This is a genomic window from Aquabacterium sp. OR-4, assembly GCF_025290835.2.
GTDB lineage: Bacteria > Pseudomonadota > Gammaproteobacteria > Burkholderiales > Burkholderiaceae_C > Pseudaquabacterium.
Genome location: NZ_JAOCQD020000002.1, coordinates 2214690 through 2227588, shown reverse-complemented (window position 1 = coordinate 2227588; position 12899 = coordinate 2214690). Strand labels below are relative to the sequence as shown.

The 12899-nt window shown below is 74.9% G+C and carries 12 protein-coding genes; 6 read left to right on the top strand and 6 right to left on the bottom strand.

The features are described from left to right. The first annotated feature begins 72 nt into the window (after positions 1–72). Positions 73–1191, top strand: coding sequence for a substrate-binding domain-containing protein (locus N4G63_RS21940; protein WP_260786776.1), 1119 nt, complete (start codon positions 73–75; stop codon positions 1189–1191). 33 nt (positions 1192–1224) lie between these two features. On the opposite strand, the gene N4G63_RS21935 is transcribed toward N4G63_RS21940, so the two are convergent. From N4G63_RS21935 to N4G63_RS21920, 4 genes are read right to left on the bottom strand one after another with little or no spacing between them, the layout of a single operon-like run. Next, positions 1225–3417 (bottom strand): alpha/beta hydrolase family protein, encoded by a 2193-nt coding sequence (locus N4G63_RS21935; RefSeq protein ID WP_314600201.1) that lies wholly within the window; start codon positions 3415–3417, stop codon positions 1225–1227. 52 nt (positions 3418–3469) lie between these two features. After that, positions 3470–4156, bottom strand: coding sequence for a helix-turn-helix transcriptional regulator (locus tag N4G63_RS21930; RefSeq protein WP_260786779.1), 687 nt, complete (start codon positions 4154–4156; stop codon positions 3470–3472). Between the two features lie 16 nt (positions 4157–4172). Beyond that, positions 4173–4679, bottom strand: a complete 507-nt coding sequence (locus N4G63_RS21925) for a cupin domain-containing protein (RefSeq protein WP_260786780.1) — start codon at positions 4677–4679, stop codon at positions 4173–4175. A gap of 23 nt (positions 4680–4702) precedes the next feature. Further along, positions 4703–5092, bottom strand: coding sequence for a VOC family protein (locus tag N4G63_RS21920; protein ID WP_260786781.1), 390 nt, complete (start codon positions 5090–5092; stop codon positions 4703–4705). 259 nt (positions 5093–5351) lie between these two features. On the opposite strand from N4G63_RS21920, the gene N4G63_RS21915 reads away from it, so the two are divergent. Continuing rightward, on the top strand, positions 5352–6830 hold the full coding sequence (locus tag N4G63_RS21915; RefSeq protein ID WP_260786782.1) for a M16 family metallopeptidase: 1479 nt from the start codon (positions 5352–5354) through the stop codon (positions 6828–6830). Next, entirely contained in the window at positions 6827–8371 is a 1545-nt protein-coding gene (locus tag N4G63_RS21910; RefSeq protein ID WP_260786783.1) for a M16 family metallopeptidase, read from the top strand. The genes N4G63_RS21915 and N4G63_RS21910 overlap by 4 nt, the downstream gene beginning before the upstream one ends. On the opposite strand, the gene N4G63_RS21905 is transcribed toward N4G63_RS21910, so the two are convergent. Further along, the gene (locus N4G63_RS21905; RefSeq protein ID WP_260786784.1) at positions 8351–9031 is read right to left on the bottom strand and encodes a DUF2242 domain-containing protein; all 681 of its coding nucleotides are present in this window, start codon (positions 9029–9031) and stop codon (positions 8351–8353) included. The two genes, N4G63_RS21910 and N4G63_RS21905, sit on opposite strands and share 21 nt — an antisense overlap. A 107-nt stretch (positions 9032–9138) precedes the next feature. Between N4G63_RS21905 and N4G63_RS21900 the strand changes: the two genes are divergently transcribed. Beyond that, on the top strand, positions 9139–9954 hold the full coding sequence (locus tag N4G63_RS21900) for a M90 family metallopeptidase (protein WP_314600200.1): 816 nt from the start codon (positions 9139–9141) through the stop codon (positions 9952–9954). Between the two features lie 67 nt (positions 9955–10021). Here the strand turns inward: N4G63_RS21900 and N4G63_RS21895 are convergent, their stop codons facing one another. Next, the gene (locus N4G63_RS21895) at positions 10022–10777 is read right to left on the bottom strand and encodes a tyrosine-protein phosphatase (protein WP_260786785.1); all 756 of its coding nucleotides are present in this window, start codon (positions 10775–10777) and stop codon (positions 10022–10024) included. 116 nt (positions 10778–10893) lie between these two features. Here N4G63_RS21895 and N4G63_RS21890 point away from each other — a divergent pair, with 116 nt between their 5' ends. Both N4G63_RS21890 and N4G63_RS21885 read left to right on the top strand, forming a co-directional pair. Then, a complete protein-coding gene (locus N4G63_RS21890; protein ID WP_260786786.1) occupies positions 10894–11337 on the top strand; it encodes a hypothetical protein in 444 nt (147 codons plus the stop codon). 99 nt (positions 11338–11436) lie between these two features. Further along, on the top strand, positions 11437–12897 hold the full coding sequence (locus N4G63_RS21885; RefSeq protein ID WP_260786787.1) for a TolC family protein: 1461 nt from the start codon (positions 11437–11439) through the stop codon (positions 12895–12897). Positions 12898–12899: the final 2 nt, after the last annotated feature.

The following is a 12899-nucleotide window of genomic DNA, read 5'->3' as shown; positions in this document are numbered from 1 at the left end:
GCACCCACCCGGCGTGCGCTATCGTCGCGCCCGGTCCGGCACCGGCCGGCACGTCTTTTTGTTCGAGCTCTGATGAAGTCCCGCGGCGTCCACCTGCAATACAGCTTTGAAGCCACCGACCAGCGCGGCGCGGCCCTGCACAACCCGCTGTTCGAGCTGCTCAGCGCGGTGCGCGAGCACGGCTCGATCCAGCATGCCGCCAAGGCCCTGGGCGCCAGCTACCGCCATGTGTGGGGCGCGCTCAAGCGCTGGGAGGTGACGCTGGGCGAACCCCTGCTCACCTGGGTGCAGGGCCAGCCGGCGCGTCTGACGCCCTTTGCCGACCGCCTGCTGTGGGCCGAGACCCGCGCGCGCACCCGGCTCACGCCGCACATCGAGGCGCTGCGTGCCGAGCTCGAGCGGGTGCTCGACGAGGCGCTGGACGGTGATCAGCATGTGCTGCCCATCCTGGCCAGCCACGACCTGGCCCTGCCGCAGCTGCGCGAGCTGGCCAGCAGCGCCCAGCGCCTGCACATCGAGCTGCGCTTTGCCGGCAGCGTGGACGCGCTGACCGCACTGGCCCAGGGCCGCTGCCTGGTGGCCGGCTTCCATGTGCCGCCGCTGCCGGCCGGCTCGGCACTGTTCTCGAAGGTGATGAAGCCGCTGCTGCAGCCCGGCGTGCACAAGCTGATCGGCTGCGTGCGCCGCACCCAGGGCCTGATGGTGTCGCCCGGCAATCCGCTGGGCCTGCGCGGCCTGGCCGACATCAGCGGCAGCGCGGCGCGATTCGTCAACCGCCAGGCCGGTTCGGGCACGCGGCTGTTGCTGGACCACCTGGTGGACGAGCTGGGCCTCGAGGCCGCCAGCCTCCGCGGCTGGCACGACACCCCCGAGGACAGCCACGTGGCGGTGGCCGCCGCGGTGGCCAGCGGCCAGGCCGACGTGGGCCCCGGCCTGGCGGCCGCGGCGCGGCAGTTCGGGCTGGACTTCGTGCCCCTGCTCGACGAAGACTACTTTCTGGTGTGCCTGAAGGACGCGCTCGAGCACCCGGCCGTGCGCAAGCTGCGCGAGGCCCTGGCCAGCCCGGCCTGGCAGGCCACGCTGGCCGGGCTGCCGGGCTATGCGCCCTGGCACAGCGGCGAGGTGCTGTCGCTGACCCAGGCGCTGCCCTGGTGGCACTACCGCGTGGCCAAACACCCGCCGGCAGCCTGAGCTTCTGGCCGGCCCGCGGCCGCGCGTGGCCGTTCAGCGCACGGGCGTGTCCAGATGCCGGCGCAGAAAAACCTCGAGCCGCTGCGCAAAGTCCACCCGGTGGTCGGTGCGCCGCCAGCCGTGGCCCTCGTCGTCGTACAGCAGCCATTCGGGCGGGTGGCCGGCGGCGCCCAGGGCCTCGCGCAGGCGCTGGGCATGGACGGGCGGCACGCGGCGGTCCAGCCCGCCATGGGCCAGCAGCAGCGGCGCCCGGATGTGCGCGGCCTGGCGCAGCGGCGAGGCGGCGGCCAGCATCCCGGCGTCTTGTTCGGCGTCGCCGATCAGGTCGGGCAGGCGGTGGCGGCGCAGCGCCTCGTTGCTGTCGTCCACCAGCCACCACGGGCTTTGCAGCAGCAGCAGCGGCTCGCTCACCGCGGCCCAGGCGGCGCCGCAGCGGTACAGGTCGGCGTCGCGCACCAGGCCCATCAGCGTGGCATAACCGCCGTAGCTGCCGCCGATGATGCAGGCCTGCGGCCCGGCCAGGCCCTCGCGCCGGGCCCAGCGCAGCGCATCGGCCAGGTCGTCCTGCATGGCGCGGCCCCACTGGCGGAAGCCGGCACGCAGGTGGGCCTGGCCATAGCCGGTGGAGCCGCGGAAGTCGGGGCTGATCACCAGCCAGCCGCGCGAGGCCAGAAACTGCGCCATCGGCTCCCACCGCCAGTGGCCGCCACGCAGCCAGGGCCCACCGTGGGCCAGCACCACGGCCGGCAGCGCGCGGCCGGGCGTGGCGCCGGCCGGCACGGTGAGCCAGACCGGCAGCGGCAGGCCGTCGCGGGCGCGGATCGGGTGCAGCTGCACGCGGGCCATGGCCGCCGGGTCGATGCCGCCCATGCGCGGGCCCAGGTGCTGCATCTGCCCGGTGGCGGCGGTGTAGAGGTAGAGCTGGCCGGGGTCGCGGTCGCTGTGGCTGCTGACCAGGGCCACCAGATCGTCGGCCTCGCAGCGGCGGCAGTCGATGCTGTTCACGCGCTCGGGCAGCGCTGCGTCGATCTGCTGCTGCAGGCGCTGCAGCCGTGGCGTGAACCAGTGGCTGCGCTCGCGCTCGGCCTCGCCGCGATGGCCCAGCAGCGCGCCGCTGCCGGCATCGCGCAGCATCTGGTGGCCCACGTCATAGCCCGGCCAGTGCAGCAGCGGTGTGGCGGCCGGGGCCTGGCGCGCGGGGTCGTAGGTGCCCAGCACCGCTTCGCCGCGCGGGCCGGCGTCATGGCGCAGGTACAGCGTGCCGTCGTCGGCCACGGCCAGCGGCTCGAAGGGCATCTGCAGGACCGGCGCCTCGACCAGCACGCGCCAGCCGGCATCGGCCGGGCCGCGCCAGTGCAGCGTGGCCCGGCCGTCGCGCTCGGTGCGGGCCACGCGCGGCGTGCCCTGGCTGTCGAACCACCAGTGCAGCACCTCGGGCGGCGCGCCGTCCAGATTCATCTCGCGGGTCAGGCCGCTGCGGGTGTCCAGCCACAGCGGCTGCACAAGCGGCTGGCCGTCGCGGCCGCGGCGCAGGTGGCCCACCACCACCTGGCCGGCCAGTGGCGGGCTGGCGTCGCGGCTGCCGCCCGGCGTGGTGTCTGCCGCTGCGGGGCCGGGCCGCGACGCGGCGGGCACCCACAGCAGCCGGTGATCGACCGAGAGCGCGCGGTCGCGCCGCACATCGCCCACAGCGGCCACCGGGCCGGGCCGGCGGCGCACCAGCACCTGGGCGTCGCTGCCGTCGGCGTTGACCGCCATCAGGCCGGCGCCCACGAACAGATCACGGCCGCTGCCGGCAGCCAGGTCGCGCACCGAGTACAGCAGCCGCGTGTCGCTGGCCCAGGTGACATCGACGATGTCGGCATCGCGAAAGCCCGCCACGCGGCGCGGCGGCGCGTCGCTGGCCACATCCAGCACCAGCAGCTGCACGGTGTCGGTGCCGATGGCGCTGGTCACCGCCACCTGGCGGCCCGAGGGTGAAAGCTGCGCCGCCAGCACCTGCGGATGCTGGAAAAAACGCTCGGCCGGCAGCAGGTCGGCGGCCTGCACCGGCACGGCCAGTGCGGTGCCCAGCCCGCAGGCCAGCCCGAACCAGCGCCTGAACGCCGGCCCGAACACCCGCCTGGACAGCGGTTCCCACACCACCCGGCGGGCCAGGCCGGCCCCAGCCCTGGCCCTGGCGCCAGCGCGGCGCACGCCGACGCCCGTGAATCGTTGTTGCAGCATGGGCCTCCCTGCCCGGCACGATGAACCGCGCCGAGCATAAGGGCCGGGTGTGTCAGCCGGCGTCGTCGGCATAACGCCGTTGCAGATCGGCCAGCGTGCGGCCGGGCTCGTCGCGAAAACGCTCGTCCAGCACGGTGAGCTCGCCGATGCGGTCGACGCGAAAGCTGCGGAAGCTGCTGCGCGCCTCGCACCAGGCGGCCAGCGTCCAGACCTGGCCCCAGAAGAAGCAGCCCAGCGGCCGCACGGTGCGCCGGCTGTCGGCGTCCTTCAGGTCGCGGTAGGCAAAGCGCAGCTTGTTGCGGCCCTCGATGGCGCCGCGCAGCACGGTGAGCCGGGCGCGGGTGGCGGGGTCCAGCGCCACATCGGGCGCATACAGCGCCAGCGCCTCGGCCGCCGCCCGCGTGGCCGGCGGCAGCACCGCCAGGATCTTGCCCAGCGCGGCCTCGGCCGCCGCGCCCAGCTCGGCATCCAGCCGCGGCTGGGCCAGGCGCACGGCGGCCACCAGGGCGCGGGCTTCGTCGGTGCTGAACATCAGCGGCGGCAGGTCGAAGCCGGCGCGCATGCGGTAGCCCACGCCGGCCTCGCCCTCGATCGGCACGCCCTGGTGCTGCAGGTCGGCCACGTCGCGGTACACCGTGCGCAGCGACACCTCCAGCCGCTGGGCCAGCCACGCGGCGGTGGACAGGCGCCGGCCACGGATCAGCTGCACCAGGGCAAACAGGCGGTCGGCGCGGCGCATCGTGGCCGGGGAGCGGCTACTCGCCGTCCCAGTAGTCGCGCCCGTCCTCGGGCCGCGCCAGGTGGAAAAACTCGGCCTCGCCCTCGCCCTCGCCGTCGAACACGCCGAACTTGCCGCTGTCGGGGTAGTCGCAGATCTCGGGCGTGTGCTGGCTGCTCAGCGCCAGGTAGCGCAGTGTCTGGCTGCCGGTGTTGAGCAGGGCATGGGCGCTGTGGGCATCGCCCACCGGGCAGCCGATCACGTCGCCCTCGCGCACCGGCTGGCGGTCGCGGCCATGGCGCAGCAGGCCGCTGCCCGACAGGATGATGAACAGCTCGTCGTTGTGGCGGTGGCCATGGAGCGGGAAGGCCTGCCGGCCCGGCGGCACCTCCACCAGGCCGCAGCCCAGGTGGCGCAGGCCCAGGCCGGGCGTCAGCCGCGCGATGCGGGCCTCGATGCGCTGGCCGAGCTTGCCCGGCGGCGCCCAGTCGGCCGGGCGCGCTTCGGGGCGCAGCTCGGCCAGGTTCAGGATGGGGGCGGTCATGGCGGGTACGACGGCGCGGCCGCTCAGCCCATCGGCGTGCACAGCTCGACCAGCGTGCCGTCGGGGCAGCGCACGTAGGCCACGGTCTGGCCCCAGGGCTTGGTCTTGGGCGGGTTCAGCAGCGTGGCGCCGGCGGCCACCGCGCGCTGGCAGGCGGCGGGCACGTCGTCGGTGCACAGGCCCACCTCCATGCCCAGCGGGCGCGCCGATTCTTCGGCGGCCACGTAGTCGTGGCCCACGCTGTCGCGCGCCATCTCGTGGCTGCAAAAGGCCAGCGCGGTGCTGCCGGTGGCCAGCGTGCCGAACTCGGCGCCCTCGGACACGAAGCCGCGCTGCAGGCCGAAAGCTTGTTCAAAGAAGCTCAGCGACGCCTTGACGTCGCGCACATAAACGATGGTGTAGCCGAATTGCATGCTCTTCTCCTGGGTGGGTGGGTTGCGCGGGCCCTGTGCACCGCGCAGGCCCCGATGCTGCCCGGGGGCTGCTGACAGCGCAGTGTCAGCAGCCCGGCAGCGCGTGCGCCGCCCCGCAGCGGGCCTGGCCGCTGCAAACACACACCGCGGGCCTGGCCGCGGCACACACGCAGCACCACGAGTCTGCCAGTGGCCGGCTGCCATCGGCATCCTGCCGCGCGCGGGGGGCGGGTGTGGCTTGATCGGCGATGATCTGCGCATGCACCCTACGGCCTTCTCGATCCTTCGCCCACCGTCCGGCCCGCATCGCCCGGCCGGGGCCACCCGCCGCCAATGGCTGGGCCGGCACGCCGCGCTGCTGGCCTCGGGCGCCTTGGGCACCCTGGGCGTGCTGCCGGCCATGCCTGCTTGGGCGCTGCCCGCCAACGCCAACGCCACCGCGGCCACCACCACGGCCGCCGCGGCGGCTGCGGTGAGCCTGGCGCCCTTGCCGCTGCGCGAGCGCCGGCTGGCCAACGGCCTGCAGGTGGTGAGCGTGCCGCACCGCGGCGCGGTGGTCAGCGTGCAGGTCTGGTACCGCGTGGGCGGCAAGGACGATCCGGCCGGCCGCTCGGGCTTTGCGCACCTGTTCGAGCACATGATGTTCAAGAGCACGCGCCACATGCCCAACGAGATGTTCGACCGCCTGACCGAGGATGTGGGCGGCCAGAACAACGCCTTCACCGCCGAGGACATGACGGCCTACCAGAGCGAGGTGCCCAGCAACCACCTCGAGCGCCTGCTGTGGGCCGAGGCCGAGCGCATGGCCCACCTCACCGTCGACCAGGCCAACTTCGACAGCGAGCGCAAGGTGGTGATCGAAGAGTTGCGCCAGCGCGTGCTGGCCGATCCCTACGGCCGCCTGTTCAATGCGCTGGCGGCCCACACCTATGAGCGGCATCCCTACCAGCGACCGGTGATCGGCAGCGAGGCCGATCTCAACGCCGCCACGCTGGACGACGTGCGCCGCTTCCACGCCACCTACTACCGCCCCGACAACGCGCTGCTGATCGTGGCCGGCGACTTTGATGCGCCGCAGCTCGACGCCTGGATCGACCGCTACTTCGGCCCGCTCCAGGCGCCGGCCACGCCGGTGCCGCGCGTGGCGGTGCAGGAGCCGCCGCGCGCGCGCGATGCACGCGTCACCCTCACCGCCCCCAACGTGCCGCTGCCCGCGGTGGCCCTGCTGTGGAAGGGCCCGCGCGCCAGCCATGCCGATGCCGCGGCGCTGGAGATCGCCTCGGCGCTGCTCTCGGCCGGCGATTCGTCGCGCCTGAACGAGGCCCTGGTGTACCGCGCGCAGGCCGCCCAGGCGGCCGGCTTTGCCACCGAGCTGCATGCCGACGCCGGCATGCTGGCGGCCTATGCCATCGCGGCCAGCGGGCAGTCGCTGCGCACGCTCGAGAAGGCCTTGCTGGCGCAGATCCAGCGCCTGGCCAGCGGCCCCATCGCGCCGGCCGAGCTCGACAAGGTGCGCACCCAGCTGGTCACCGCCGCGCTGCTGGGCCGGCAGACACCGCAGGGCCTGGCCGGCGCCATCGGCCAGGCCGTGCTGCTGCACGGCGATGCCCGCGAGGCCGACCGCAGCCTGGCCCGGCTGCAGGCCGTGGGCGCCGCCGATGTGCAGCGCGTCCTGCGCCAGCATGTGCTCGGCCAGCGCCGCGTCACCATCGACTATCTGCAAGGAGCCGCACCGTGACCGGCCACCCCTGGATGAACCAGCGCCGCGCGCTGCTGCGCGCCACACTGGGCCTGGGCCCCGGGCTGATGGAGGCCGGCGCGCTGTGGCTGCCGCTGGCCGGCCAGGCCGCCACGCCGGGCATCGACGCCCCGCCCGAGCCACTGCCGCCGCGCCCGGTGCAGGTGCCGCCGCTGCAGCAGGCGCAGCTGGCCAATGGCCTGAGCGTGATCAGCGCACCGCTGCCCGGGCTGCCGCTGGTCAGCGCCATGCTGCTGCTGCGCGTGGGCGCCGAGGCCGACGCGCCCGGCCAGCCCGGCGTGGCCGCCATGACCGCCACGCTTCTGGCCAAGGGCACGCGCCGCGGCGGCCGGCCGGTATCGGCCACGGTGCTGGCCCAGCAGGCCGAATCGCTGGGCAGCGCGCTCGATGCCGCCAGCGGCTGGCGCAGCAGCAGCCTGGCGATGACCGTCACCCGGCCCAAGCTCGAGGCCGCGCTGGCGCTGATGGCCGACGTGATGCGCCAGCCGCTGCTGGCCGCCGACGAGCTGGAGCGTGCGCGCGCCCAGGCGCTGGACGGCCTGCGCGTCAGCTTCAAGGACCCCGCGGCGCTGTCGGGCCTGCTGCTGCGCCGCGCCTGGTGGGGTGAGTCGCCCTATGGCGCCGTGGCCGCGCCGGCAGCACTGCAAAAGCTCACGGTGGCGGCGCTGCGCGACTTTCATGCGCGCTGGTACCGGCCCGAGCAGGCCGCACTGGTGCTGGCCGGCGACATCACGGCCGACGAGGCCCAGGCCCTGGCGCAGCGCCTGCTGGGCGACTGGCGCGGCGCGGCGCCGGCCCTGGCGCCGCCGGCCGCGGCCAGCGCACCGGCACCGCTGGCGGCGCCGCTGGTGCTGCTGGACATGCCCGGCGCCGGCCAGAGCGGCGTGGCCGTGGCCGCGCCCTTTGTGGCCAGCGGCGACGCGCAGCGCCGCGTGGCCCAGGTGGCCGGCGCGGTACTGGGCGGCGGCTACTCGGCGCGGCTGAACCAGGAGGTGCGCATCAAGCGCGGCCTGAGCTACGGCGCCTTTGCCGACAGCGAGAGCCAGCCGCCCGGCGGCATGCTGGCCGCGCGCACGCAGACCGACCACAAGACCGCCGCCGAAGCCCTGGCCCTGCTGCGCGGCGAGATCACCCGCCTGGCCGCCGAGCCGCCCACGCCGGCGGAGCTGGCCGCGCGCCAGGCCACGCTGGTGGGCAGCTTTGCGCGCCGGCTCGACACCACCGGCGGCCTGGCCGCGCTGGCCGCCAGCCAGTGGAGCCAGGGCCGGCCGCTGGCCGACCTGCAGCGCACCGTGCCCGAGATCCTGGCCGTCACGTCCGAGCAGGTGGCGGCCTTTGCGCGCAGCCACTGGACGCCCGAGCGCCTGCGCGCCGTGGTGGTGGGCGATCTGGCCGCCGCCGGGGCCGGGCTGGCGCCGGCCGCCGAGCCCCGGGCCCTGCGCCTGACGATGGCCACGCTCGACCTGATGCGCCCGGGGCTGGTGGCCGCCAGGCCGGGCTCAGCGGCCGGCGGGGGTTGAGGGCGGCGCCGCGGCGGCGGAAGGTGTTGCGGTGGCTGCCGGTGCGGTGGAGGGTGTTGCGGTGGCCGCCGGTGCGGTGACGCCCGCCGCCAGCACCGCGCCCAGCAGCCCGTAGAAGCGCTCGTAGAACGCCGCATCGCTGATCGTCTCGATGCCCACCTTGACCAGCGAGTCTTCGCTGGCGCTCAGCGGCAGCGAGATCGAGCCGAAGGCGCTCACGCCCACGCTGGCATGGCTGGGGTTGCGCTTGATGACGAACTGGTCCTGCCAGGCGGTCACGTACACGGTGCCGCGCTGGGCATCGGCCACCTCGTCGGCGCAGGACACGCTGATGGCCAGCTGCACATGCGCGTCGCGCTGCGGCTGGAAGAACTTGCGCCCGCTCAGGCCCAGGCGCTCATGGCCGGTGATCATGTAGCCCTGGCTCAGCAGCGCGCGGCGCGCGGCCTCGCACAAGGCCTCGGGCTGGCCGGCAAAGCGCCGCGCGAAGGGCGCGCTGCGGTCGAAGCGCTCGCTGGCAAAGCTGGGCAGGGGCGGCGCACCGCCCAGCAGGGCCGGCGTGCTGCAGGCCGCCAGCGTGGCGGCCGTGGCCAGCAGGGCAAGGCAGCGAAGGCCTTGGCAAAGGCGGTGGCGACGGCACGGGCGTGGAGGTTGGCGCATGGCGCGCGCATCTTAGCCAGCCTGGGGCAGGCGCCCCGCGGGCCTTGTTCAAGGGGGATTGAACCCGCCGCCGCGCACCGCATCTGCAGTGCATGGACACTGCCGCGATGCTCTCCCTCGGCGCCTTGCTGCTGCTGGGCCTGGTGTTCAGCGCCGCGCTGCTGCTGCAGCCGCGCTGGGTGGCGCGGCGCCAGGCGCGGCTGCGTGCGCAGCCGTTTCCGGCGGCCTGGCGGCGCATCCTGCGCCGGCGCGTGCCGGCGGTGGCGCGGCTGCCTTATCCGCTGCGGCGGCGGCTCGAAGGGCACATCCAGGTCTTCGTGGCCGAGAAGGCCTTCGTCGGCTGCCAGGGCCAGCCGGTGGACGACGAGGTGCGCGTGAGCATCGCCGCCCAGGCCTGCCTGCTGCTGCTGGGCGAGGCGCAGGCGCCGTGTTTTCCCACGCTGCAGCGGGTGCTGGTGTATCCCGGCGCGTTTGTGGTCGACCGGGTGCGCGCGGCGCCCGGCGGCGTGGTGCAGGACCAGCGCCAGGTGCTGGCCGGCGAAAGCTGGCAGCAGGGCCAGGTGATCCTGTCGTGGGCCGATGTGCGCGACGGCGCGGCCCTGCCCGACGACGGCCGCAACGTGGTGCTGCACGAGTTTGCGCACCAGATCGACCAGCACCACGGCAGCGCCGATGGCCGGCCCTGGCGCCCCGGTGCCGCGGCGCGCCGGCGCTGGGACGCGGTGATGGGCGGCCTGTTCGCACGGCTGCAGGTGCAGCCCTCGGCGCTGATCGGCAGCTACGCCGCCAGCGACATGGCCGAGCTGTTTGCGGTGCTCACCGAGCTGTTCTTCGAGCAGCCGCAGGCCCTGGCCGACGAGGCGCCCGCGGCCTACCGCGAGCTGGCCGACCTGTACCAGGTTGACCCACGCGCCTGGCGCTGAGCCGCGGCGCGGTGTGCGCCGGCCGGGCCGATCAGGGCGATCAGGTCAATCAGGGCGATCAGACCGGTCAGGCCGGCTCGAGGTAGCGCGCCGCCAGCGTGCGCAGCGCCGCCGGCGTGAGGCCCAGGCGCTCGGCCTGGTAGCGCGCGAGGCCGCCGTGGTCGGCATCGATGGTCTGCAGCGCGACCTCCAGAAAACTCTGCTGCACGCGCCACAGCACCATCAGCGAGTCGCGCGGGATCTCGGGGTGCTCGCCCGGCACGAAGCGGTAGCGCTCGTTGGTCAGCAGGTAGTCGTGCAGCACGCGCTCGCGCGACACGCCCAGGGCCAGCAGGATCAGCGCCGCGGCCAGGCCGGTGCGGTCTTTGCCGGCGGTGCAGTGAAACACCAGCGGCCGGGTGTCGGTCTCGTCGAGCAGGTGAGCAAACAGCTCGGCAAAGCGGTGCGACTGGTCGTTCACCAGGCGGCGGTAAAGGTCTTGCATCAGCGCGGTGACGGTCGGCACATCGAGCGCCTGGCCCGAGGCCACCAGCGCCTGCATCTGCTGCACCACGGTGGGCTCGATGCTCAGCGCATGCTGGGTCAGGCCCGGCAGATCGTAGGCCGCGGCAGCGCGCTCGGCCACGCCGCGAAAATCGAGCGCGCGGCCCAGGCCCAGTGCGGCAAGGGCCTCGCGGTCGGCCAGGCTCAGCCCGGCCAGGTGGTCGGAGCGGTAGAGCTGCCGGTGCCGCAGTGGCCGGCCGTCCTGGCCGGCATAGCCGCCCAGGTCGCGGAAATTGCTGGCTCCTTCGAGCCGCGGGTGTTCGTCGGGGGTGTCGCGCATCGGGCCATTGTCGGTGGCCGCCCGGGCAGCGCCTGTCGCCCTTGCGCCGCCTGTCAGCTTCGCGCGGCTTGACCCCGGCCAAGCTGCCTGCAGCACGCTGCGCTAGAGTGCCGGCCATGTCGCGTCTGTTGCGTCTGTTGCGCTTGTGCTGTCTGTGCCTGCTGGCGCTGGCCCTGCCCCTGCAGGGACTGGCGGCGGTGGCCTGGCTGCACGGTGTGCCTGGCGCCGTCGGCATGGGCCGGCCGGCCGCGCCGCCCGGGGCGATGCTGCAGCTTGCGCAGGCGGCGCACGGCGCAGCGTCCACGGCCCAGCACGATGCGCAGGCCCTGCCGGCCTGCCACGACGCGGCCGCGGTGGCGCACGACAGCAGCAGCCCCGATGCCGCCCAGCATGCCGGCTGCACGGCCTGCGCCGCCTGCTGCGGCCACGGCACGGCGCCACCCGCTGTGTGGCTCCTGGCGCCGCGCCTGCCCTTGCCCGCAGCGGCGCCGCAGCAGCGCACCACGCCAGCCGTGGCGCCCTGGGTCACCGACGGCATCGAGCGGCCACCGCGCGGCTGATCACCGCCACCGCGGCTGCGGCACCCGCAGGCCGCGCTGCGTCTCGCATCCCACCGTGTTCTCCCGCGCGCCGTGCCGGCGTGCTTTTTCGAGGCTGCCATGCGTCGATCCCCTTCCATCTCCCGTCCGGGCCCCTGGGCCACCCTGGGCTGCCTGGCTGCCATCGGCCTGCTCAGCGGCTGCGCCACGCTGGCCCCCGATGCCGGCCTGGGCCCGGTGGCCGACACCGTGCGCCGCCACACCGGCGCCGAGCTGCCGGCCCTGGCGCCAGCGGCCATAGCGCCCGACGGCGAGGCGGCGGCCATCGCCGAGCGTGCCCAGGCCTTGCTGGCCCGGCCGCTGACGGCCGAGGCCGCGGTGCAGCTGGCGCTGGTTCAGCACCGCGGCCTGCGCGCCCGCCTGCACGACCTGGCCATTGCCGATGCCCGGGCGGTGCAGGCCACGCGTCTGCCCAACCCCGGCGTCAGCTTTGCGCGCCTGCTGCGTGGCGACGAGCGTGAGTACGAGCGCGGCCTGCATGTGGATCTGGCGCGCTGGCTGGCCCAGCCCTGGCTGCGCGAGGCCGGCCGCCGCCAGCAGGCCCAGCTGCAGGCCCAGGTGGCGGCCGATCTGCTGGCCCATGCCGCCGACACCCGCCGCGCCTGGGTGCGCGCGGTGGCCGCCCAGGAGCAGCTGCTGTACGCCCGCCAAGTGCTCGATGCCGCCGATGCCGGCGCCGAACTGGCGCGGCGCATGCAGCAGGCCGGCAACTGGTCGGCCCTGCAGCGTGCGCGCGAGCAGGCCTTTCATGCCGATGCGCAACTGGGCCTGGCCCGCGCCACGCAGCAGCGCGACGCCAGCCGCGAGCGCCTGCTGCGCCTGCTGGCGCTGGACGCCGCGCAGCGCCAGCAGCTGCAACTGCCCGAGCGCCTGCCGCCGCTGCCGGCCCAGGCGCGCGCGCTGCCCGACCTGGCCCGCGCCGCGCTGGACGAGCGCCTGGACCTGCAGGCCGCGCGCGCCGAGGCCGAGGCCTTGTCGGGCACCCTGGGTCTGGCCCAAGCCACGCGCTGGCTCAACGTGCTCGAGCTGGGCGTGGTGCACAACGGCAGCAACGAGGCGCCGACGCAGCGCGGCTTCGAACTGAGCCTGGAGCTGCCGATCTTTGACAGCGGCGACGCGCGCCTGGCCGCCGCCGAGCACCGCCAGCGCCAGGCCGTGCTGCGCGTGGCCGCCGTGGCGCAGGATGCGCGCAGCGAGCTGCACGAGGCCTGGGGCCACTACCGCAGCGCCTGGGACATCGCCCGCCACCACCGCGACGCCCTGGTGCCGCTGAAGGCGCGCATCGGCCAGGAGATGCTGCTGCGCTACAACGGCATGCTGGTCGGCGTGTTCGAGCTGCTGGCCGATGCGCGTGCGCAGATCGCCGGCGTGAGCGCCGCCCTCGAAGCCCAGCGCGATTTCTGGCTGGCCGACATCGAGCTGGACGCAGCCCGCGTGGGCCGGCCCATGCTGGCCTCGGCAACGGGCGCCAGCGCGGCCGCTGCCGTGCCCGCTGCCACGCCCGACGCGGCGGGCCATTGACC